Source organism: Pseudomonas sp. TH41, from assembly GCF_016650695.1.
Taxonomy (GTDB): Bacteria; Pseudomonadota; Gammaproteobacteria; order Pseudomonadales; family Pseudomonadaceae; genus Aquipseudomonas.
The window spans coordinates 239,455-262,566 of sequence record NZ_JAEKFH010000003.1 but is presented as its reverse complement, the minus strand read 5'-3'; the positions used below and the strand labels follow the sequence as shown (position 1 = coordinate 262,566).

General features: G+C 58.8%; 20 protein-coding genes and 1 pseudogene. 11 read left to right on the top strand and 10 right to left on the bottom strand.

Annotation, left to right across the window (positions count from 1 at the left end):
- Positions 1–652: 652 nt before the first annotated feature.
- Entirely contained in the window at positions 653–1,834 is a 1,182-nt protein-coding gene (locus tag JFU37_RS03965) for an acetyl-CoA C-acyltransferase family protein (RefSeq protein WP_201113103.1), read from the bottom strand.
- A complete protein-coding gene (locus JFU37_RS03960; RefSeq protein WP_201113101.1) occupies positions 1,831–2,613 on the bottom strand; it encodes an enoyl-CoA hydratase in 783 nt (260 codons plus the stop codon). Before JFU37_RS03960 ends, JFU37_RS03965 begins: the two co-directional genes overlap by 4 nt.
- Before the next feature lie 229 nt (positions 2,614–2,842).
- Here JFU37_RS03960 and JFU37_RS03955 point away from each other — a divergent pair, with 229 nt between their 5' ends.
- From JFU37_RS03955 to JFU37_RS03945, 3 genes are read left to right on the top strand one after another with little or no spacing between them, the layout of a single operon-like run.
- A complete protein-coding gene (locus tag JFU37_RS03955; protein WP_201113099.1) occupies positions 2,843–3,946 on the top strand; it encodes a polyamine ABC transporter substrate-binding protein in 1,104 nt (367 codons plus the stop codon).
- Positions 3,947–3,976: 30 nt separating this feature from the next.
- Complete coding sequence (locus JFU37_RS03950; RefSeq protein WP_201113097.1) at positions 3,977–5,395, top strand: aminotransferase; 1,419 nt, start codon at positions 3,977–3,979, stop codon at positions 5,393–5,395.
- Positions 5,392–6,300, top strand: coding sequence for a LuxR C-terminal-related transcriptional regulator (locus JFU37_RS03945; RefSeq protein ID WP_201113095.1), 909 nt, complete (start codon positions 5,392–5,394; stop codon positions 6,298–6,300). The genes JFU37_RS03950 and JFU37_RS03945 overlap by 4 nt, the downstream gene beginning before the upstream one ends.
- Positions 6,301–6,429: 129 nt before the next feature.
- On the opposite strand, the gene JFU37_RS03940 is transcribed toward JFU37_RS03945, so the two are convergent.
- Positions 6,430–7,173, bottom strand: coding sequence for an anti-sigma factor family protein (locus tag JFU37_RS03940; RefSeq protein ID WP_201113093.1), 744 nt, complete (start codon positions 7,171–7,173; stop codon positions 6,430–6,432).
- Positions 7,166–7,678, bottom strand: coding sequence for a sigma-70 family RNA polymerase sigma factor (locus JFU37_RS03935; RefSeq protein WP_201113091.1), 513 nt, complete (start codon positions 7,676–7,678; stop codon positions 7,166–7,168). Before JFU37_RS03935 ends, JFU37_RS03940 begins: the two co-directional genes overlap by 8 nt.
- A 304-nt stretch (positions 7,679–7,982) precedes the next feature.
- On the opposite strand from JFU37_RS03935, the gene JFU37_RS03930 reads away from it, so the two are divergent.
- From JFU37_RS03930 to JFU37_RS03920, 3 genes are all read left to right on the top strand, one after another.
- Positions 7,983–8,951 (top strand): metallophosphoesterase family protein, encoded by a 969-nt coding sequence (locus JFU37_RS03930; protein ID WP_201113089.1) that lies wholly within the window; start codon positions 7,983–7,985, stop codon positions 8,949–8,951.
- Between the two features lie 14 nt (positions 8,952–8,965).
- Positions 8,966–9,274, top strand: a complete 309-nt coding sequence (locus tag JFU37_RS03925) for a cupredoxin domain-containing protein (RefSeq protein ID WP_201113087.1) — start codon at positions 8,966–8,968, stop codon at positions 9,272–9,274.
- A gap of 194 nt (positions 9,275–9,468) precedes the next feature.
- Complete coding sequence (locus tag JFU37_RS03920; protein ID WP_201113085.1) at positions 9,469–10,332, top strand: LysR family transcriptional regulator; 864 nt, start codon at positions 9,469–9,471, stop codon at positions 10,330–10,332.
- Between the two features lie 152 nt (positions 10,333–10,484).
- On the opposite strand, the gene JFU37_RS03915 is transcribed toward JFU37_RS03920, so the two are convergent.
- On the bottom strand, positions 10,485–11,636 hold the full coding sequence (locus JFU37_RS03915) for an MFS transporter (protein ID WP_201113083.1): 1,152 nt from the start codon (positions 11,634–11,636) through the stop codon (positions 10,485–10,487).
- Between the two features lie 169 nt (positions 11,637–11,805).
- Between JFU37_RS03915 and JFU37_RS03910 the strand changes: the two genes are divergently transcribed.
- Entirely contained in the window at positions 11,806–12,798 is a 993-nt protein-coding gene (locus JFU37_RS03910) for a diaminopimelate epimerase (protein WP_201113081.1), read from the top strand.
- 114 nt (positions 12,799–12,912) lie between these two features.
- Here JFU37_RS03910 and codA read toward each other — a convergent pair whose 3' ends face one another.
- The 5 genes from codA to JFU37_RS03885 all read right to left on the bottom strand — a co-directional run bounded on the left by codA (position 12,913) and on the right by JFU37_RS03885 (position 17,919).
- Positions 12,913–14,160 (bottom strand): cytosine deaminase, encoded by a 1,248-nt coding sequence (codA, locus tag JFU37_RS03905; RefSeq protein WP_201113079.1) that lies wholly within the window; start codon positions 14,158–14,160, stop codon positions 12,913–12,915.
- Positions 14,161–14,379: 219 nt separating this feature from the next.
- Positions 14,380–15,210 (bottom strand): alpha/beta fold hydrolase, encoded by an 831-nt coding sequence (locus tag JFU37_RS03900; RefSeq protein ID WP_201113077.1) that lies wholly within the window; start codon positions 15,208–15,210, stop codon positions 14,380–14,382.
- Positions 15,211–15,436: 226 nt separating this feature from the next.
- Positions 15,437–15,793 carry a 6-carboxytetrahydropterin synthase QueD gene (gene queD / locus JFU37_RS03895; protein ID WP_059405420.1) on the bottom strand — a complete coding sequence of 119 codons (357 nt, stop codon included), beginning with the start codon at positions 15,791–15,793 and terminating at the stop codon, positions 15,437–15,439.
- A gap of 94 nt (positions 15,794–15,887) precedes the next feature.
- Positions 15,888–16,967, bottom strand: a complete 1,080-nt coding sequence (locus JFU37_RS03890) for a patatin-like phospholipase family protein (RefSeq protein WP_201113075.1) — start codon at positions 16,965–16,967, stop codon at positions 15,888–15,890.
- Positions 16,968–17,214: 247 nt separating this feature from the next.
- The gene (locus JFU37_RS03885) at positions 17,215–17,919 is read right to left on the bottom strand and encodes a murein L,D-transpeptidase catalytic domain family protein (protein ID WP_201113073.1); all 705 of its coding nucleotides are present in this window, start codon (positions 17,917–17,919) and stop codon (positions 17,215–17,217) included.
- Positions 17,920–17,996: 77 nt separating this feature from the next.
- Here JFU37_RS03885 and JFU37_RS03880 point away from each other — a divergent pair, with 77 nt between their 5' ends.
- From JFU37_RS03880 to JFU37_RS03865, 4 genes and pseudogenes are all read left to right on the top strand, one after another.
- On the top strand, positions 17,997–19,748 hold the full coding sequence (locus tag JFU37_RS03880) for a L,D-transpeptidase family protein (protein WP_201113071.1): 1,752 nt from the start codon (positions 17,997–17,999) through the stop codon (positions 19,746–19,748).
- Between the two features lie 118 nt (positions 19,749–19,866).
- The gene (locus tag JFU37_RS03875) at positions 19,867–20,526 is read left to right on the top strand and encodes a ribonuclease T2 family protein (protein ID WP_201113069.1); all 660 of its coding nucleotides are present in this window, start codon (positions 19,867–19,869) and stop codon (positions 20,524–20,526) included.
- Positions 20,527–20,773: 247 nt separating this feature from the next.
- Complete coding sequence (locus JFU37_RS03870; RefSeq protein ID WP_201113067.1) at positions 20,774–22,345, top strand: sensor domain-containing diguanylate cyclase; 1,572 nt, start codon at positions 20,774–20,776, stop codon at positions 22,343–22,345.
- Positions 22,346–22,485: 140 nt separating this feature from the next.
- Positions 22,486–23,100: pseudogene (locus JFU37_RS03865) on the top strand (DUF1254 domain-containing protein); the annotation flags it as partial.
- Positions 23,101–23,112: the final 12 nt, after the last annotated feature.

The following is a 23,112-nucleotide window of genomic DNA, read 5'->3' as shown; positions in this document are numbered from 1 at the left end:
ATCGGAGACGATCATTTCGGAAGCTTCCCACAGCCAGAATTTGAGCTTCCCGGTAGGGTCAACGGCCCCCGCACCCCGCCGGGACACTCCCAAGGAAGAACGAATGGCTGTGATTTGATGGATGTCGTCGGACGACGATTGCAGAGGCAGGTTTCAGCGTAGAAAAAAGGGCGCCATTCGGCTAATGAAAGGTACAAAACCTCTGGGAGCGAGCTTGCTCCGGGCGGCGTTCTGACGATGGTGGACTAGCATCCTCCATTGATGTTGACTGACACGCCGCCATCGCGAGCAGGCTCGCTCCCACAATAGATCGGCGGCGTACACCAGTCCCGTGCCGGCGAAAATCCATGTAGGAGAGAGCTTGCTCGCGAAGGACGTTAACGATAACGCGTTCTTCCTGAATAAACGCGTTGCTCTCAAGTCCATCGCGAGCAAGCTCGCTCCCACATAAAGCAGATCGGCGTACGGCTTTTGCTTCTCATCACTCAACAGGCCGAGCGTTAGCTCGCCTGCAGCTTTTGATCTTGAGGCACCGAACGAAAGGGGCATGAGCGTTTGGTTACTTTGCGCTTTTCAAAGTGACCCGCCGTAAGGGCGGAACCCTAAGCAGCCGCTACCGCAAAAACGGATATGCCCCCAATCGATCAACCCCTCAAACCCGCTCAAAAATCGCCGCAATCCCCTGACCACCACCAATGCACATAGTCACCAACGCATACCGACCATTAATCCGGTGCAATTCGTGGATAGCTTTGGTAGCAATGATCGCCCCCGTCGCGCCCACCGGGTGCCCCAGGGAAATGCCCGAGCCGTTCGGGTTGACCTTGGCCGGGTCCAGATCCAGTTCCTGGCTGACCGCACAGGCCTGGGCGGCGAAGGCGATGTTGGCTTCGATCACGTCCAGGTCAGCCACTGTCAGGCCGGCGCGCTTCAGCGCCAGGCGCGTGGCAGGAATCGGACCCAGGCCCATCAGTTCCGGTTCGACGCCGGCATGCGCATAACTGACAAGACGGGCGAGTGGCCGCAGGTTGTTGACCTGAACCGCGCTGCCGGTCGCCATGACCAGCGCAGCAGCGCCGTCGTTCAGACCCGAAGCGTTGCCGGCCGTGACCGAGCCGTCCTTCTTGAACGCCGGCTTCATCTGCGCCAGCTGTTCCAGGGAGGTGGCGCGAGGATGTTCATCGACGCAGAACAGCTTGGTTTCCTTGCGATCACGGATTTCGACGCCGACGATTTGCTCGCTGAAGTAACCGTTGGCAATCGCGAACGCCGCGCGCTTCTGATCTTCGAGGGCGAGGGCGTCCTGCATTTCGCGGGTGATGCCGTTGCGCTCGGCGACGTTCTCGGCGGTGATGCCCATGTGGATGCCATGGAACGGGTCATGCAGGATGCCCAGCATGTAGTCGATGGCCTGGACGTTGCCCATGCGCGCACCCCAACGTGCCGAAGGCAGCAGGTACGGGCCGCGGCTCATGGACTCGGCACCGGCGCCGATCGCGATCTCGGCGTCGCCCAGCATCAAGGTCTGGGCCGCGCTGATAATGGCTTGCAGGCCAGATCCGCAGAGGCGGTTGACGTTGTAGGCCGGTGTCTCTTTCGGGATGCCGGCGTTGATGGCGGCAACGCGGGAAATGTACGCGTCACGGGTGTCGGTCGGGATCACGTTGCCCATCACCAGGTGACCGATTTGCGCCGGGTCCACGCCGGAGCGTTGCAAGGCAGCCTTCACAGCCGTGGTCGCCAGATCGGCCGGGGGAACGTCTTTGAGTGAACCACCGAAGGTGCCGATGGCGGTACGTGCGGCGCTGACTACAAAAACTTCTGGGGTGTTCATGACGACTTTCCTTTGGATGGGTTCTTTTCTGTACTGCGATTAAGTATGGCGTTCAACGCCGTCTGCGCTTCAGGGCTGTTCAAACGGTCGATGAACAACAGGTTTTCCTGGCGGAGGGTGGCTTGCAGTTCTGCCATCAACGGTTGTTTGAGCAATTGCCGGGTCTGGCGCAGGGAATCCTGAGACATCGACAGCAGTCGCCGGGCCATGCTCTGCGCGGCCTCCAGACACTGCTGCCCGTCGTCGAACACTTCATTAGCCAACCCACACGCGACCGCGGCGGTACCGTCGAGGCTGTCGCCCCATAGCAGTAAACGCGCCGCACGGGCATGGCCGAGCAGGCGAGGCAACAACAGGCTCGCGCCGAATTCCGGGCACAGGCCCAGGTTCACGAACGGCATGCGCAGCTTGGCGTTTTGCGTGACCAGCACCTGATCGCAATGCAACAGCAACGTGGTGCCAATCCCGATGGCCGCCCCGCAAACGGCTGCGATCATCGGCTTTTTCAGGTGGGTGACGATACCCATCAGGCGAAACACCGGGCTGTCCAGATGGGTGGGCGGATGCTGGAGAAAGTCCGCCAGGTCATTGCCGCTGGTAAAGCATGCGGTGCCACCGGTGAAGATAATCGCGCCGATGTCGTCATCTTCGTCCGCCGCCAGCAACAGGTCGCCAAGCTGCGTGTACATGCTGTTATTCAGCGCGTTGAGCTTGTCGGGGCGGTCAAACGTGAGCGTCAGCACGCCGTCGTTACGTTGTTGTTTGATGAGGTCGGTCATTGAGTGCCTCTGCGTATTCGTTGCGTAAGGCACTTTAAGCGCCTGACCTGCGCCGCTGCTATGACAAAACGAGTCAACCAAACTGCTGCTTTTTGCCATGTTGCGCCACACCGGCACAGGTAAACCGGCGCACACACCCTTTCGGGGTATGGTGCCGTTTGCCGAATCGCTCGATAGTGGATTCATCCGGTCATCCAGAACGGAACCTGCTTGATAAGGTGAATTTGCTATGCGCAAGGCATTCAAGTTGATTTTCAGTGTGTTCCTTGTCCCTCTGTCAGTCAGCGTCCATGGCGCCGAAGTCAATGATGCCAATACGCTGCGGTTGTATAACTGGGCGGACTATATTGGCGAAAAAACCATTTCGGACTTCGAGAAGGCCAGCGGCATCAAAGTGATTTATGACACCTTTGATGCTTATGAAACGGTCCAGGCGAAATTGCTCACCGGCCACTCCGGTTATGACCTGGTCGTATTGAATGCCTCCCTTGCGCCACCGCTGATCCAGGCCAAGGTATTCCAGCCGCTGGATAAAAAGTTGCTGCCCGGCTGGAGCAACCTTGACCCGAAAGTCCTGCAAGACTTGCAGGGCTATGACGCCGGAACGAAGTACTCGGCGCCTTATACCTGGGGCAGTAACGGCATCACTTACAACGTCGACAAGATCAGGGAGCGCATGCCGGACGCGCCGATTGGTTCGCTGGCGATGATCTTCGATCCGAAAATCGTTTCGCGCTTCGCCGACTGCGGCGTCACCCTGCTCGATGCCCCTACGGAAGTGATTCCCCTGGCGCTGATGTACCTGGGGCGTGACCCAAGAAGTGCTGCGCCGGCCGATCTGAAAGCCGCGCAAGATTTGTTGTTATCCGTGCGGCCGTACATCAGGAAATTCGATTCGGTGAACTACCTCACCAGTCTGCCCAATGGCGATGTGTGCATGGCCATGACCTGGTCCGGCGACTATGCGACCGCTATGGCCCGCGCCGAAGAAGCCAAGCTGAAGATCAATCTGGCCTATTTCATTCCCAAGGAAGGTTCATTGATCTGGTTTGACAATATGTACATTCCGGCCGATGCACCGCACGTCTCCAATGCCCATAAGTTTCTTGAGTACCTGATGCAGCCACAGGTGATGGCCGACGTCAGTGATTACATCAATTACGCTAACAGCAACGCGGCGGCCACGCCGTTGCTCAATGCCAGTGTGCGAAACAATCCGGCGATTTACCCCGATGACGAAATACGTCAACGGCTGTTTCCGCAAAAGACCCAGGACGCGAAAGACATGCGCGCCATCACGCGCGTCTGGAGCACGGTGAAGAGCGGGATCTGATCGTTCAACTATTCGGTTTGAGGTTTTTGTATGGCTACTCCAACTAAGCAAGTATTGTCCGCCGCTGATGAGTCCCGACTGGTCAAGGCCGATAAAGCCCACTACATGCACGGCTATCACATGTTCGACGAACATGCCGAGCAGGGCTCCCTGAACATTGTGGCCGGTGATGGCGCCTATATTTACGACGCTCAGGGCAACCGTTTTCTCGATGCAGTCGGCGGCATGTGGTGCACGAACATCGGTTTGGGCCGCGAAGAAATGGCCCTGGCGATTGCCGATCAGGTGAGGCAACTGGCCTATTCGAATCCGTTTTCCGACATGTCCAACAACGTCTCGATCCAGTTGTGCGAGAAGCTCGCCAGCCTGGCACCGGGGGATCTCGATCATGTGTTCCTCACCACCGGCGGTTCTACCGCCGTGGACACCGCGTACCGATTGATTCAGTACTATCAGAACTGCCGCGGCAAGCCGGAAAAGAAGCACGTCATCGCCCGTTTTAACGCCTATCACGGCTCCACGACGCTGACGATGTCGATCGGCAACAAGGCCGCCGACCGTGTCCCTGAATTCGATTACGCCAACGACAAGATTCACCACGTCTCCAATCCCAATCCCTACCGCGCACCGGACGGCATGGACGAGGCGCAGTTTCTGGAGTTTCTGATCAACGAGTTCGAGGACAAGATTCTGTCCATTGGTGCGGACAAGGTCGCGGGCTTCTTTGCCGAGCCGATCATGGGGTCGGGCGGGGTGATTATTCCGCCCAAGGGTTACCTGAAACGCATGTGGGAAGTCTGCCAGCGCTACGACATTCTGTTTGTCGCCGATGAAGTGGTGACATCGTTCGGCCGCTTGGGCAAGTTCTTCGCGTCCTACGACGTGTTCGATGTTCAGCCCGATATCATCACCACGGCCAAAGGCCTGACGTCCGCTTATTTGCCGCTGGGCGCTTGCATCTTTTCCGACCGTATCTGGAAAGTCATCGCCGAACCGGGCAAGGGTCGCTGCTTTACCCACGGTTTCACTTACAGCGGTCATCCGGTGTGCTGCACGGCGGCACTGAAAAACATCGAGATCATCGAGCGGGAAAACCTGTTGGAACATGTCGACGTTGTCGGCGCTTATCTGGAAGAGCGATTGGCGACACTCAGCGATTTGCCGCTGGTGGGCGATGTGCGCTGCCAGAAGTTCATGGCCTGCGTGGAGTTCGTCGCCGACAAACGCACCAAGGCGTTATTTGCCGATGAAATCAATATCGGCGAGATGATTCATTCACGTGCGCAGTCCCGAGGATTGTTGGTGCGGCCGATCATGCACCTCAATGTCATGTCGCCGCCGCTGATTCTCTCTTGCGCCCAGGTCGATGAAATCGTCGAGATCCTGCGGGTGTGCATTCTTGAAGTGGCGGCCGAGCTTCAGGCGAACGGTCAGTATTTCGGGCAATGAGTTCGCCAGACAGGCTTTTACCCGGTGCCGGCTCACCCGCTAGACTGCGGGGCATGAGCAAACCAAACGACGATACGCTGATCGCATTGCCCTTCGGGGCACTGCACAAATGGCATGGGGGAATGCGCGAGGCATTCGCCCATATCGACGAGCCTGACGCACTGCAATACCTGGCGTCAGCGTTGGCGCAACTGGTGTCCATCGAATCGATGATGATCAGCCTGGAGCGCAAGGACCGTGCGCCACAGTTGTTGCATCAGCGCGGTATCGCACAGGAGTATCAGGTCTCGATCCTTGAACGTTATTTTTCCGGGGGCTATTTGCTAGACCCGTTCTGTCTGGCGGTGGAGCAAGGGTTGGCGCAAGGGTTCTATCACCTGGAGGAAATTGCGCCGGACAACTTTTTCGACAGTGACTATTACAAGACTTACTACCTGAATGCGGGCTGTTCGGAAGACAGCTACTACATCGTCGATACGGGCAACGACACGAAGATTTCCGTCAGCCTCTTTCAGGGGTTCGGTGGTGAATGTCTGCGGGTCGAACAGCTCAACCTGCTGCGCGCCGTCGAACCGCTGGTGCGCGAATTTATCAGCGAGTTCAGTCAGCGTGGCATGCCGCGCAGTACCGAGTTGCAGAGCAGTAACGATCAAGGCTTGCGCGATGATCTCAAGCACCGGGTGCAGTCGGCTTTCGAGCAATTTGGCTGCGACTTGTTGACCGAACGCGAGCGGGAAGTGGCGCACATGGTGCTCAGGGGGCACTCCGTGAAGTCCACGGCCAGCCAGTTGAGTATTTCGCCGGAAACGGTGCGCATGCACCGCAAGAATCTTTATCTGAAGCTGGATATCGGTTCACAGTCGGAGCTGTTTGCGCTGTTTATCGAGTGGTTGCGCAAACACTGAGCCAAGGGTTGACCACGAACCCTGTAGGAGCGAGCTTGCTCGCGAAGGTGTGTCAGTCGACATCAATGTAGCTGACACACCATCGCGAGCAAGCTCGCTCCTACAGTTTTTTCAGTCTTCGCCTTTCGTTCACCCGCCGTTCTTGAGCAACTGGCTGAACGCCTCCAGCTCACTTTTCTCCAGATCGGAAACCAGCACAAACCGCATGTGATTCGCTTGCCAGGACACCACGTTAAAGCCACGAATCGTCTGGCTCTGTCGCGGCTTATCCGCCTCCTGCGTGGGCAAGATAAACACATTGATAATGTGCTTGGCCCGTCCATAACTCAGGGCCGCCGTGGTCTGATGCTGCAGATAATCCAAGCGCCCACCCAACAGTGGAAACCCTTGTGTCGAGTAATCGAATACCGGCGGCGAGAAGTCGAGTTTGCCGGTGAACCAAGGCTTCACGGTGTGGCGGTCGGACGAAACCACATCGTTCAAATGCTCACCCATCAACGAGCGGACATGGCTGGAGACTGCCTCGTCCATCAACGGCTGCTCGCTGGCAGGTGTTGCCACATAAAGCACCACCGCCAAGCCCAGCGCCGCCGCTGAAAAGGCCGGTGCGAACCATTTTCGCCAACGTTCAAATGTGCGGGGCGGTGGGGCATCAGGGGCGAACACACTGGCAGTCAACGACGCCGGCGCCGCGTAATACGGCGCGTGGCGCTTCACACTGAGCATCAGCAGCTTCGTCTGATCAAGCAACCGCGCGCATTCGGCGCACTCGGCCAAATGCCCGGCCACCGTCGCAGCCGTCGGAGGGTCAAGTTCCTTGTCCAGATAGCCATGCATCAGCGTCTGGCAAACCGTGCAATCGAGTTCATTCATGATCGTACAACTTCAGTAGTTCGAGCTTGAGCATGGCGCGAGCCCGGGCCAGTCTCGACATGACGGTGCCGATGGGAATGTCGACCACCAGGGCGATGTCCTTGTAGGGCATGTCTTCGAGTTCTTTCAGAACAATCACCTCACGAAACGCCGGCGGCAGGGCACACAGGGCTTGCTGGATCAGTGCCGCATTTTCCGTGTGAATGGCCAGCAGTTCCGGGGTCTGGCTGTGGCTCAGCGCCCCATCGTTTTCGCTAAGTTCGTCGCCGATAGCGACCCAATGGTGTCCGGCCGAGGCCTTGAGCCAGGTGTAGCTTTCGTTACGCACGATGGTCAGAAACCAGGCCTTGGCGTTGCCGTCGGCGAAGCGGTGTGAAAATCTGAAGGCTCGCAGGGCGCTTTCCTGCACGACATCGCGCGCGGCGCTGTCGTTGCCAGTGAGCCAGCGCGCGAGGTTGTAGGCGGCGTCCAGGTGGGGCGCAAACAATTCCTCAAATCGCTTCATAGTGGTTCCCGCACTGTCCCACCCCTATAACCGTGCTGCGTGGTCTTTTATTCCCTGAAAAAAATTATTTTCCAAAGAGCGGCCCAAATCCCCGTAGCAGCTGCCGAGGCACGAGGCTGCGTTGGGCTGCGCAGCGGCCCCCGAAGGCCGGCCCCCGGAGGGCGGTTCTGCGGACACGCAACGCAGCCTCGTGCCTCGGCAGCTGCTACGGGCGATTTAATGTCGAGGTGGAATAAAACCCCGTCCTGGCCGGTTGTATCTCGTGTCAGCTACATCACTGTAGTTCGCCAGCGAGGGAAGACCGATGGACATTCATTCAAAACAGCAACGACGTACCGACGGCCCGCTGAACCCTGACCGCCGAACGCTCCTCAAATGCTCGGCGTGGGCCGGGGCGGGGGTGATCTGGGCCCTGAGCGGCGGTATTCCCCGGGCCTTTGCACTGGATGAGATGGGCAACGTCTCCGACCCCAAAGCACTGGCCAGCACGTTCCACTTCGTGCAGATCAGCGACTCGCACATCGGCTTCAACAAAGACGCCAACCCGGAACCGCTGAAGACCTTGCAGGTGGCCATCGACAAGGTCATCGCGCTGCCTAAACCGCCGTCGCTGATCCTGCATACCGGCGATATCACCCACCTGTCCAAACCCGAGGAGTTCGACACCGCCGCACAGCTGCTCAAAGGCCTGCCGTCCACCGTTCACTATGTGCCGGGCGAGCACGACACCCTCGACGAAGGCGGCGGCAAGCTCTACCTGGAACGTTACGGCAAGGGCACCAAAGGCAATGGCTGGTACAGCTTCAATGACCACGGCGTACATTTCATCGCGCTGGTCAATGTCTTCAACTTCCAGGCGGGCCACGAAGCGACCCTTGGCGCCGACCAACTGGCATGGCTCGCCGATGACTTGCGCGCCGTGACGAGCAGCACGCCCATCGTGGTGTATACCCATATTCCGTTGTGGACGATTTATCAGCCCTGGGGCTGGGGCACCGAGGATGGCGACCAGGCGATTGCCATGCTGCGTAAGTACGGTTCGGTGACGGTGTTGAACGGGCATATCCATCAGGTCATCCAGAAGGTTGAAGGCAATATCACCTTCCACACCGCCCGCGGCACCGCTTATCCACAACCTGCACCGGGTACGGCGCCGGCACCGGGGCCAATGACGGTGGCGGCGGATCAACTGCGCAATTATTTGGGGATCACCGATGTGCGAGCGACACAGGGTGATCATCCGCTGGCGCTGATCGATTCGACACTGGTCTAGGGGAGGGTGCTCGGATGAAAAAGCAATTGTTGGCCGTGGCCTGTCTGATGCTGTCGATGCCCGTGTGGGCTCAAGACGTGAAAATCGATATCAAGGAGTTCATGTTCGGGCCCAAGGAGTTGACCGTGGCCGTGGGTACCAAAGTGACCTGGGTGAACGACGACCAGATCCCGCACACCGTGGCGGAAACCCACAAGGTGTTTCGCTCGGGGGCGCTGGATACCCATGACAGTTTTTCCTGGGTGTTCAACACGCCGGGAGAGTATGAGTATTTTTGTGTGCTGCATCCGCAGATGATCGGGAAGATTGTGGTCAGCCAATGAATGCCCCCCCATGTAGGAGCGAGCTTGCTCGCGATGGTGTGTCAGCTGCATAGATGTCGACTGACACACCATCGCGAGCAAGCTCGCTCCTACAGGGGGGAAAGCCAATGAAAGCGACGAGGGCGTGCGGCCACCCCTTTGCCATTCATGAAGACGTCTTATTACACTGCCTCTTTTTACGGTAATCAACGCAGATGGATATTGAACTGGCTAAAACATTTTTAGAGATAGTCAGGTGTGGCAGCCTTATCGCTGCAGCGGACAGATTACATGTCACACAAACCGCGATTACCGCTCGAGTTAAAAAGCTGGAACATAGTTTGAACAGCAAGTTGTTTGTTCGAAATAGAACAGGGGCAAGACTGACTGCGGACGGAGAAGCGTTTGTCGTCTATGCCAATCAGCTGGTGCAAACCTGGGAGGCTGCCGTTAGAGATTTACCCTTGCCGGAAGGTTTTCATAAAATACTTCATATCGGCGGGGAGGTCAGTCTATGTAACCCGCTCATGCTGAACTGGGTGAGCGAAATACAAAAAAACATACCGTCGCATGCGATCAAGACGGAAATAAGAGATGGGGTGGCATTGCTGCATCAACTGGAACTAGGGCTGTTGGATGCAGTACTGGTTTATCAGCCGGTCTATTGGCCCGGTTTGCAGGTCGAGCAAATTCTTGAAGAGAAATTAGTGCTTGTGCGCCTGGTCAGCAAACCTGCACCGTATGTTTATATCGATTGGGGAGAGGCGTTTCGACAGGCCCACGATGCGGCGCTCCCCGAAAATGCTCGAGCGGCGCTCTCATTTAATCTGGGGCCGGTGGCACTGCAATACATATTGGATAACGGCGGGGCGGGGTATTTTCGGACTCGGGTTGTGCAATCCTATATTGAAAGCGGGATCCTGGAGCGAGTCAGTTCGGCCCCGGAATTCAATTACCCTACTTACCTGGTGTATTCCCGTAATCGATCGTCTGTGGAATTGCAATTGGCGATCGAATTATTGAAGAAGGTTGTCGCTGATGACAGTGATTGGTCCCAGCGTTGGGATCCGATGATTTGATCTGCACACAACATCTGCGCACGACACCAATCCAATGTGGGAGCGAGCCTGCTCGCGAAGGCTGCTTCCCAGTCGATAACGGTGTTGCCTGACACACAGCTTTCGCGAGCAGGCTCGCTCCACAGGGGTTCTTCGTTGTGCCCGCGAAGCGTTTAAACCTTCAAGACCTTCCCGCCGATGGCCACGGCCACCAGCAACAGCGCCATCAAGCCGAAGGCAAAGCTCAAACTGCTGCCGTGGGCGATAAACCCGATCACCGCAGGCCCGGCAAGAATCCCCGCATACCCCAAAGTAGTAATTGCCGGCACGGCAATGTGCTCGGGCATGACCGTCTGTTTGCCCACGGCCGTGTACAGCACCGGCACAATGTTCGAACAACCCGCGCCCAGGAGGGCATAGCCGACCAACGCGGCCTCCCAGCTCGGTGCGAATGTCGCCAGCGCCAGGCCCGCCGCGGCCGTCAGCCCGCCGAACACAATGACCCGCGTAGAGCCCAGGCGTCGGACGATCGTGTCACCGGTCAACCGCCCGACCGTCATGGTCAGCGCAAATGCCGCATAACCCAACCCTGCATACGCCGTGTCGATCCCGCGCTCCTGCGCCAGGAACACCGCGCTCCAGTCGAGCGCCGCGCCTTCGGCCAGGAACACGATGAAACACATTCCGCCGATAAACAGCACGATCCCGTGGGGCACGGCAAATGCCGGACCGGCGCTTTCACTGCCATAAGGCAACAGATGTGGTGCCGCCTTGAGTAGCGCCGCCACCAGGCACGCGATGACCACCACCATCGCCCCCAACGGCGAAAAACCGAAGCCGAGCAGGGCGCTGACCCCCGCTGCGCCGACGATTCCACCGAGGCTGAACAGTCCATGAAACCCCGACATCATGTGCTTGCCACTGGCCCGCTCGACGATCACCGCTTGCAGATTCACCGTCGAATCCACCGTGCCGAGCCCAGCGCCAAACATGAACAAGGTGGCGATCAACGCCGGCACTGACGACACCGTCGCCAGCAGGGGCAGGGCCGCGCAGATCAACAACGTCCCGCCAGTTGTCACCCGTCGACAACCGAAACGCGTCGATAGAATCCCGGCCAGCGGCATGGCCAGGATCGAACCCACCCCCAGGCACAACAACAGCAACCCGAGGGTTCCTTCATCCAGCCCGGCCCGCGCCTTGACGTAAGGCACCAGTGGCGCCCACGCGGCGATACCCAGACCGGCGATGAAAAAGGCGATGCGCGTGGACATCTGTTCCAGGCGCCCGGGAACGAAGGTGGTTGAGGTGTTGAGGTTGCTCATATCAATCCTTGGCAAAAAACGTCGCGTCTCCAAGGGACAGTGACCAACCCGTGTGGGTTTCATCAGTGTCCGTAGGATTTCGTGGTCCGTCAGGCTGACATCCTTGCACAGCCAGGCCGTGTTTCGCGATATGTTGAGCCCGACCAATCATTGCAGCCGGGAGGGCGCCATGGCGCGGATGTACGATGCACGAGGCAATATCTACATGGTTGTGGCGCCTGACGAATTGCGCCGCAACGGAATTGATGTCCCGGAGCAGGCCAGTCACGCCGCACAAACCCGCGAAGCATGGGCGTCGGCAGCCATCGAGGATTGCTGTGCCTGGGCGCCCGGCTCACAACCCCCCGGCAGCAAGGACCATCGCAGCGATGGTTTGCTGGTCGGACCGTTCCAGTCGTCCCCGCCTTTTGATCTGTTGATTGTAAACACCGATGGCACCTTGGCCGAGCGCAGTGGCAATGGGTTGACGATTTTTTCCCAGGCCCTCAGCGACCGGGGGCTTTTGCCGAGGAGCGGGGCGTGCCTGCTCAGGGTTCATCACGACAAGGCCGATGTGCTTTCACCGGGGGAGACATCGGTGAACCCGGCACAGGTCGAAGGCGTGCAGGGGTTCTGGCTGGACTTGGGCAAACCGTCGTTCGGGCCGGGAGCGGTCAGCGCTGAAGGGGTTGAGAGCGTGGCATTCAACGGACGTGAACTCAGTCATGTGCAACCGTTGTCATCACTCAATGCCGCGTGGTCGCGAAGCCAGTTCGCGCGGGTCGGCAATCCGCATTGCGTGACACTGGTGGATGACGCCGGTGCCTTGCCGAGCAATGAACAGATGCGCCAACCGGGATTGTCCGAAGGGCTGACGCGTATCGCTTATGCCATGCCCACCGGGGCGGGTAAGCCGTGTCCTGCCGGGGTTAATTTGCAATGGGCGATGCTTGAGTCCGAGGGGCGCGTCGTTGCCCGGGTGTTCGAGCGTGGCGAAGGGCCGACGGCGTCGTCGGGCACCAGCGCCAGTGCAGTGGCTTGCGCGGCGTGGCGCGTGGGGTGGGTGGCAGCGGGTGAAGTGAAAGTCGTCATGCCCGGCGGGACTGCGCCGATTTTGCTGGAAGAAACAGACGGTGAGTTGAGTCGGGTCAGTCTGTTTGGTACGGCTCGATTGATTCGTTGATTACTCGATCGTCTTCGCGAGCAAGCCCGCTCCCACATTAGATCTGTGTCGTACACAAAATCCCCTGTGGGAGCGGGCTTGCTCGCGAAGAGGCCAACCCAGGCAACGAAAAAATCAGCCCGGATCACCGAAAAACTCCACCACCGGCATTTCCCGCTTCATCAATACCTTGCCATCGCGAACCGAATACAGCGGCAACCCCTGGCTGCGGATCACCTCGTAATCACTTTCCGCCGACAGAATCAGCAAATTCGCCGGTCGTCCGCGTTCCAGTCCATACCGATCCCCCAGGGCCATCGCTTTGGCGCTGTTGTCGGTCACCAGGTCCAGCGCGCTTTGCAGGTTGCGGTAACCGAGCATGTGGCAGATGTGCAGACCCGCTTCGAGTACCCGCAGGATGTTGCCGTTACCCAGCGGATACCACGGGTCGACAATTGAATCCTGGCCGAAACACACATTCATCCCCGCCTCGAGCAACTCGTTGACCCGCGTTACGCCACGGCGTTTCGGGAAGTTATCGAAGCGCCCCTGCAGGTGAATGCTTTCTGTGGGACAAGAGACAAAACTGATCCCCGACTGCCCGAGCAGGCGAAACAGTTTGGCGCAGTAGGCGTTGTCGTAAGAGCCCATCGCCGTGGTGTGGCTGGCCGTCACGCGCGAGCCCATATCGCGGCTGCGCGCTTCTTCGGCCAGTACTTCAAGGAAGCGTGAGTGCGGGTCATCGGTTTCATCGCAATGCACGTCCACCAGGCAACCGGTGCGCTCGGCCAGGTCCATCAGGAACTTTACCGAGCTGACGCCCTGGTCGCGGGTGTTCTCGAAATGCGGAATGCCGCCGACCACATCCGCGCCCATGCGAATGGCTTCTTCCATCAGTTCTCGACCGTTGCGGTACGACTCGATGCCTTCCTGCGGGAACGCGACGATTTGCAGGTCGATCAGGTGACGGCTTTCCTCGCGTACTTCGAGCATCGCCTTGAGTGCGGTCAATGTCGGGTCGGTGACATCGACGTGGGTGCGCACATGCTGGATGCCGTGGGCGGCGAGGGCCTGGATGGTTTTATTGGCGCGGGTCTTGGTGTCTTCCAGGGTGATGGTCGCCTTGCGCTCGCCCCAGCATTCGATGCCTTCGAACAGCGTGCCGCTCATGTTCCAGCGCGGTTCGCCCGCGGTGAGGGTGGCATCGAGGTGGATGTGCGGTTCGACGAACGGCGGCACCACCAAATTGCCGCCCGCGTCCAGGTCGTCGGGCCCCAGGGTGGGCGCTTCCGTCTGTCGGGCGATATTGCTGATCAGGCCGTTTTCCAGGTGCAACTCATGCAGGCCTTCCAGGTTGCGCAGGCGGGCGTTGATGATGTGCATGAGGTGAGTCCTTTGAAAGAGTCGTGTCGTTAATACCTTACGTTAGCGCGGCAGCGGCAATTACCGCCAGCAGCATTGGTCAGCACAGTTCAATTGTAGGAGCGAGCTTGCTCCGGGCGGCGTTCCGACGAAAGCTGCTTGGCATTCAACGAATATGTTGACTGTGACACCACCTTCGCCGGCAAGCCGGTCTCGCTCCCACAAGGGATGTTGGTGACTTCAAGGGGAGTTGTGTTGCGGTAAAAATCGCAGCAGCGCCGCGACGATGGCTTCGGGTGCATCTTCCTGTACCAGATGCCCGGCATTCGGAATCGGATGAAACTGCGATCCAGGCATCAGCTGATGCAGCGCGCGGCCACGCTCAATGGGAATCCATTGATCGTCCTCCCCCCACAGAATCTGCACCGGACACCGAACCGCCGGGTACAACCCTTCAGCCTCTCGCGTGTAGCGCTCATCCATCTGCGCAATCTGTCGATAGAACGCCGCTTGCCCCGGATCGCCGAGCCACGGCTGCACATAAGGCGCGAGTTCGTCGTTCGGGATTTCACGCTTGATCGCCCCGCGAATGTAGGCCGGCACAATCGCTCGCTGAATGTAATCAGGCAGTCCGCTGAACGCGGCTTCATGCTGGCGCACATGCTGCACAAACGGCGACCCCCATGGCGTCAGCGCCACCGGATCGATCAGCGTCAGGCTGCGGTAATCCTTGCCGTTCAGCAGGTGAGTGCGCAGGGCGGTGGCGCCACCAAAGTCGTGGGCCACGACATCCGGCCGTTCCAGTCCCCAGTGATCGAGCAAGTGCGCCAACAGATCGTTCTGCACACCCAACGATACATCGCCCTCGATTTTCTCGGACTGGCCATAACCCAGCAGGTCGAAGTAATGCACTCGGTGCGTGGAGATGAAGTGCGGCGCAATCCGGTGCCAGACATAGGAAGAAAACGGCGTACCGTGCACGAACACCAGTGGCGGGCCGTCGCCACGTACGGCGTAGCGAACGGAGTGCCCGTTGAAGCGGTAGGTCTGAGCCAGTGGCCATTCAGTCATGGGGGCGTCCTCTTGGCGTGTGCGAACCAAGAAGCATAGGCATAAAAAAACAGCCCTGAAGGCTGTTCGAATGTTTGCTGACGAAACGAATCCATTGTGGGAGCGAGCTTGCTCCGGGCGGCGTTCCGACGATAGCGGCCGTTCAGTCACCTCGATGCTGAATGTGCCGCCGTCATCGCGAGCAGGCTCGCTCTCACAGTGGTTTTGTATTGTCTTTTAGATCTGATTACTCGCCGTGGTAGATACAGCCGCTGGTGCAGGTTTCGTGGATACGAATCGCACTGAGCTCCGGCAGCAGAGGCTTCAATTCCTTCCAGATGAATTTGGCCAGCACTTCACTGGTCGGGTTTTCCAGGCCGGGAATGTCGTTCAGGTAATTGTGATCCAGACGCTCGTAAAGCGGTTTGAAGATCGCCTTGATTTCAGAGAAGTCACGGATCCAGCCCGTGTGCGGATCGAGGTCGCCACTGAGGTGGATCGCCACTTTGAACGAGTGACCGTGCAGGCGGCCGCACTTGTGGCCGTCCGGTACGTGGGGCAAGCGGTGGGCGGATTCGAAGGTAAATTCTTTGAAGATTTCCACAGTTTTTTCAGCTCTGTCAGGTGGCGATCGCCGCAGCGATGTGGGCAGACGGCGAGTTTAACAGTTTGCGTTTGGGCGTGCGGGAAAACACTGACTAAAGGGTCAGCAAGTGCTCGCCGAGGCGATTAGTGGTGGCCAGTTCCAGGAACTCGTCACCCAGGCGACGGCTTTCGTCCATCGCCGCGCGCCAGTATGTCCGCCGGCTCGGGGCGTCGCCCATGAAGCGCTTGAAATCGTTGCGATCCGGCAGCTTGCCGAAGGGCAGGCGCGACAGGTATTCCTTCGACGGCGCCAGCAGCAGCACATCTTGCAAGCGCGCCGGGCAGGCTCGGCGCCACGGCAGGGTTTTGTCGAACCAGCCGGGAATGACCCGGTCGGTGAAGTGCGGATAGAGGACGATGTCGTTGCCGCTGTAGGGCAGATCGAGGTGATAGTCCAGCAGACCGCCATCGCGGAACGTCCCCGCGCCAGCGCCCGGCAAATCACGCACGCCTTCCATCACCATCGGTATCGAGCCCGAAGCGAGCAAGGCCTGGCGCAGGTTGCCGGCATTCAGTGCGACGAAGCGCGACGGGAAGTCGTTAAGTGCATTGACCGGCGGGGCCCGGCGCGGGTCGTGGATGATCAGTCGTTCGAAGTGCCGCGACAGCCGCGCCCGGCCGCGCAGGTTGTCGGCGATCACCGATGACAAACCCAGCCCCAGCCGGCCGCGATGATCGTGCGCCAGTAGGCCGTGGCTTTTGACCACCATGATGTTCAGGCGGTAGTGGGCGTTGTCGAGGATCGAGGCGTCGCGGCCGTCGAGCAAATCATCGAGCATGCGCTGCGAGCTCTGGCTGACCTGTGCAAGGGTCACGCCTTTGGCGAAGTCTTGCTCGGTGTACAGATGGCCGAGACGGCGAATGCCTTCGGCGGCATCTGGCAGGCAGGCGCTGGCGAAGCGCCAGGAGCCCACCGATGCGCCAATCAGCGAGCGCTCCCGAGGCGCCGCCGGTAGCCATTCACCGAACAGCGCCAGGTCCAGACCTTGAATTCCCAAGGCCTTGGGGCCACCGGCGGCGCCCGGTAGCGTGCCCACATCGGCGGCGCTCAAACCGTGCTCACGGATGCGCGCGAAGGCACGCGGGCCGGCTTTCAGGATCAATGAAGGGTACTTGATGTGGATAGCGGTCATACCGGTCTCGAAGTCTGGCGAGCGGGCGGATTATAACCGCGTACGGGCTACTGCCGTTTGTAGGAGCGAGCTTGCTCGCGATAGTCGTAAACGATAACGCGTATTTACTGGCTAAACGCGACGCTCCAGAGACTATCGCGAGCAAGCTCGCTCCTACAGTGGATCACTTTCGTTTAGGCCCTCAGTACACAAGTCCCTTTCAGAAGACCCCGCCCGGGATTATAGTTTTGACAGGTTCACGCGGTATTCAACGGCGAGCATTGGGCTTGGACGCCGTCGCCATGGTGGCCCCACTGCAATTGATATAGGCAGACGATTTCAACCAGCGCTGATCCGGGTAGTAGGAAAACAACAACTGCCCATCCTTCATCGAGTCAATCAGTCGACGGGCAATGGCCGGCCTTACAGCGGGGCAGCCGAGGCTTCTGCCAATACGGCCATTGGCCCGCGCCAGGACCGGGCTGACATAGGGTGCGCCATGTATGACGATCGCCCGGTCAAACGCATTGTCGTTGAAACCCGGTTCAAGACCTTCCATGCGCAAGGAATAGCCGTTCTGGCCGACATAGCTCGACTGGGTGCGATACAAACCGAGGCTGGTGGCGAAGCTTTCGTTTTGATTGGAGAAGTTGACGGCCATGTTTTCGCCGCTGTTACGACCGTGGGCAACCAGTTCGTGAAACAGCAACTTACGCTTCTTCAGGTCGAACACCCACAGCCGCGGCTCGGTGGACGGCAGGGAATAATCAATCACTGCCAGTCGTTGGGCAGGGATTGCACCCTGGACCTGGGTACATTGTGTAGCGCGTACAGCCAGGGCAATCACCTTGGCATCGGCGTCGGGAGCTGTTTTGGCGAGCGCGGTGGCAAGCGAATCGGCGTAGGCTGCCGGTACTGACGTTATCGTCAGCAACAGGGCCGTGAATAGAAAGCCAAAGCGATCTCGCGCCATATAGATGTCTCATCATGATAGTTTCGAGTCTAGCAGTACGTTTGCCAGGCGTTGAATGCGGAGATTAAGGATTATCCATGGTGCAATTAACAGGGTTATTTGTCATAAGCCGCGTGATTTTTATGGGCTTTCTGATCAGCGGTGCAGCGGTCGCCGAAACTTCGCCGATCGAGCCGACATTTGCGCCGAGCAGCGTGATCAGTGCGGCACCCGACGACAACGTCGCTCAGTTGATTGAGGCCACGCTCGAGCCGCTTCGCAGCGCTTTTCCACCACTGCTCACGTCACCGCGGCATAAGCGGGTGGATGTCAGCCGGGTGGTCATGGATTTTTATAGTCATCGTGGCTATCGCGCGGCCTGGACGAATGACAGTGATGTCAGCCAGTTGTTGATCAGTCTGAACGCAACCCAGGCCGACGGCTTGAACCCCGCGGACTTCCGGGGTGATGAGCTGGCAAGATCTCGAGCATCAATGCAGGCCACGGCGCCAACACCCGAGCAACGGGCGGCATTTGATATTGCGGCGACTCACACCTTTGTCACCGCACTGCTGCAGTTGCGGCGGGGCAAGGTCGATCCTTCGCGGCTGGATATCCACTGGAATTTCGACCCGTCGGATGTCGATCCCCGGGACGACTTCAATCACTTCTTCGCCGCCCTCGACGCCCACGATGTCGCCAGCGCTTTTGCTCAGGCACCGCCACAAGAGGCGGTCTACCTCGGTTTGCGTCAGGGCCTGGCGCAACTGCGCAAGATTCGGGCCTCGGGTGGCTGGCCGAAGATTGCGCAAGATCATTCACTCAAGCCGGGTATGGACGAACCTGCTGTCGCGCAATTGCGGGCGCGGTTGGTGGCGGGTGGTTTTCTGGACCCGCGATGGGTGCGCGGGACGAACTACGACGCTGCCGTCACGGCGGCGGTGAAAAAGTATCAAACCGAGCAATACCTTGGGGCGGACGGTATGGCCGGGGCCACGACGCTGGCGGCGCTGAATGTGCCCGTTGACGCGCGCATCGATCAGGTGCGGGTGAACATGGAGCGGGCGCGTTGGCTGCTTTATAAACTTCAGGGTACGTTCGTCATCGTGGATGTCGCCGGGTACAAGGTCGCAATGTATCGCGATGGCAAACCGATCTGGCGTTCTCGGGTGCAGGTTGGTAAACCATTCCGCAATACACCGATATTTCAGTCAGAGATTACGTACATCACGTTTAACCCGACCTGGACCGTGCCCCCAACGATTCTCAAAGAGGATGTGCTGCCCAAGATCCTGAAAAATCCGGGTTACCTTGAAGCCAACCGCATTCGGGCGATTGGCAAGGACGGCGCTGTGGTTGATCCATCGACCATCGACTGGAATAACCCGCGTGGCATCACCCTGCGCCAGGACGCCGGGACCGACAGTTCGCTGGGTCAGGTGGCTATCCGGTTTCCCAACCAGTATTCGATTTACCTCCACGACACGCCGCATCGCGAATTGTTTGCCAAATCGGTACGCGCAACCAGTTCAGGCTGCATTCGGGTGGAAAATCCGCTGCAGTTGGTTGAGCTGTTGTTCAATGACCCGGTTCATTGGGACAGCGCCGGGATTCAAAAGCAGCTAGCCAATGGCAAGACAGAAAATATAAGGCTCCCGGTCAAGGTGCCGGTGCTGCTGGCGTACTGGACGGTCGACCTCAGTAGTGAGGGTCGAGTGGTGTTTAAACCCGACGTCTATGGGTACGATACCGAGGTCCTGCGGGGATTGAATCTGCCTCCTCAATCGCCCGTTCTGGATTGGCGGCGAGGGCAAACTTCCGCCGTGGTCACGGGGAAAAACACGTTTTAGCCAATATCGTCTCAGCCTTAATCATTTCGATTCATTGTTGTGGTGTGAGAGCGATCATGGCTATGCCAAAGTACCGGCCAGGGACTTCACCCGATAATCCATCCCAGGGAGTGGGAAGATGAAGAAAATTTATGCCGTGACCGTGCTGATCTTGATCACGCTCGGCAGCATTAACTTGAGCACCGCTCGAGATTCAAAAAACGCCAGGCCCGAATCCGTGGCAGGCGTGTTCGATTACTACCTGTTGACGCTGTCCTGGTCGCCCACGTACTGCCTGACCCACGAAGGCGACGCCCAATGCTCCGGCAAAGGTTATGGCTTCGTGCTCCACGGCCTCTGGCCGCAATACATCAAGGGTGGCTGGCCGCAATCGTGTCCGCCCAGGGTGGATTTGTCTGCCGTGGAGCGAGCGAAGGGGCTGACATTGTTTCCGACCCGCAAGCTGCTCGAGCACGAATGGGCCAAACACGGCACCTGCAGCGGACTGGATGCCATGAGCTATCTGGAGGCCGCCGACACGGCCGTCGGCGCGGTCAGAATTCCGCAAAAACTGCAGCCCTTCGGCGATTCGTACTACTTCCAAGCCAGTGAAATCATGCAGATGTTCCGCCAAAGCAACCCCGGGCTTCCTGCGGATGGCATCGCGGTGATTTGCAATGGACCGACACTGTCGGAAGTTAGGGTGTGCATGAGTAAGGACCTGGAGTTTGCAGCCTGCGGGAAAGGGGTGAAGACCCAGTGTCGGGCGGGGGATATTCGGGTTCCACCTTCGCGATAGCGCCTGGTACAAAAAACGGGAGGGTCAACGCGCACCTGAAACTCATACCGTGAGGGTGGGTTTCGTACCTCTTGAAAAACCACTGCGTGATCGTCGCCGGGGCGGGTATCGCCGAGGCCTGCGACGATCGGTATCACCTGAAACGTGCCGCTAACGGACATTTGCCCCTCATCACCCCGTAGACTAAGCTCACAAAAAATAAGGGTTTTGGGCTGTTGCCCATGCCTTACCCTTTCAGGACGAGCTTTTGCCTATCCCCCTTTACGACCCGCACCATGCCCCCGGCGGCACGTTGAAACGGCTACCCCTGCTCAAGGCGTCGGTACTGTTTATCGTGACGGTGTGCCTGTGCCTCTGTGGTTTGCTGTACCTGCACCTGGAACAGTCGCGCCGCCAGGACCTGGAGGCGGCGCAAGTGGCGTCCTCAAACCTGACCCGGGCCATGGCGCAGCAGGCCGAAGACACCTTCATGAAAGCCGATCTGGTGCTGACCGGTCTGGCGGAGTGGATACAAGCCGATGGTTATGCCGCCGCACAAAAGCCGCGATTGCAAAAAACCTTTGCGCGGCGGGTTCTGGCGCTGGAGCAGTTGCACGGGATTTTTCTGTTCGACAAACAGGGGCAGTGGGTCGTGACCTCATTTGAGGATCCGCCTCGCGGCACAGGTGTCGCGGATCGCGAATACTTCAAGTTTCACCAGCAGAACGTGGCGTCAGTGGTACATATCGGGCCGGCGATCCGCAGCCGAAAGAATGGTGAGTGGATCATTCCGCTGTCCAAACGGTTGAACGACAAGAACGGCAACTTCCAGGGCGTCTTGATGGCCGGGATCAAAATGTCGTACTTCGATCAGTTCTTCAAAAGCTTCAATATCGATGACAAGGGTACGATGTTTGTCGCATTGACCGACGGAACGCTGCTGGCGCGCCGTCCTTTTGTGGAATCGTTGATTGGCGCGTCGGCGGCGAAGAGCGAAATCTTTCAGACACTCCTGCCCCGGGCGCCCTCTGGCAGCGCAATGTTCAGCTCGGTGGTGGACGGTGTCGTCCGGATGTATGGTTACCGCCAGCTAAGTGCCTACCCGCTGGTGGTGGCCGCGGCAGCTTCCAGGGACGCCATTCTCAAGGAGTGGTACGCCACGGCGTTTCAATCCATCGTCATCGTTGCATTGGTGATCCTTGGTGTGGGGTTGTTTGGCTGGGTGTTCATTCATCAGGTGCGTGATGGTGAGCGGATCGAGGCGGATTTGCGTAAGGCCCAGGAAGCGCTGGAGCTGATTGCCACCCACGACAGCCTCACCGGTCTGGCCAATCGTCGACTGTTCGAGCGGGCGCTGGACATCGAGTTTGGCCGCGGCGCCCGACAATCAAGCCCGCTGAGCCTGATCATGCTCGATATCGATTTCTTCAAACGCTACAACGACACCTACGGCCATGTGGCCGGGGACCACTGTCTGGCCGAAGTGGCGCGGGCGCTGAAAAGTTGCTGCCAGCGCAAGGCTGATCTGGCCGTGCGTTATGGCGGTGAAGAGTTCGCGGTGTTGCTGCCCGACACCGACATCCACGGCGCACTGGCGATTGCCGAACAGATCCGTCGTAGCGTCATGGACAAAAACATCACTCACAGCGGTTCGCCCATCGGCTACTTGACCGTCAGCCTGGGTTGTTATTCGTTTGTGCCGACCGGGCGTGACAGCATTGAAGTGTTCATCCAGCGCGCCGACGCGGCGTTGTATCGGGCCAAGCATTCGGGGCGAAACCGTTCGGCGGTACTGTCGCTGGAGGGCGGCGTCGAAGCGCTGGCGCGATCGGATCGCTGAGATACTCAAGAGTGTTTCACTCATGCAACACCCCGGCCAGCCGGCTGTCCGGCTGTCAGAACAGCTTGAAATGATCGTCTAGAGTTCCGTTAGCTCTGCCGAGTCCGGCAGATCTTCCCTCAGCACGGACGATCGCCAAAATGTTGATTACTCAAGCATTGACAGCCGTTGCTCTAACCATCGCAGCCTCCGCCATTTTTCCATTGGCCAGTCACGCCCAATCAAAAATAGTGCCTCAAGTCACTCAGGGCCCGGCGAACATGTTTGTGAATGTGCCAGTGTCTTCATCGGCAGGTCTCAAAGGGGCGATGCATTCGAACCTTGACTCGCTGTACTCCATTGCCTGGCTGGACCTTACCCAAGAACCACTGGTCATCGCCGCGCCGGGCACCGGGGCGCGCTTCTATTTGCTGCCGATGCTGGACATGTGGAACAACGTGTTTGCCTCTCCGGGCTGGCGCACCACCGGCAAGCAGGCAGGGCCGTTTTTGGTGACGCCACCGGGCTGGGCCGGGACCGTGCCTGCCGGATTGAGTCAGTTGCCAGCGCCTGCGTCCTTCGTCTGGGTCATCGGTAGGGCCCGGTCCAGCAGGACTGCGGACTACGCGGCAGTGCAGAAGATTCAGGCGGGCTACACAGTGACGCCGTTGTCGCAGATGGGCAAAAAATCTGTGCCAGTCAACGTGAAAGTCGAGCCGGTGATGGACATGAAGACATCACCCAAGATCCAGGTCGACACCCTGTCGGCGGCCAATTGATTCGCTTGG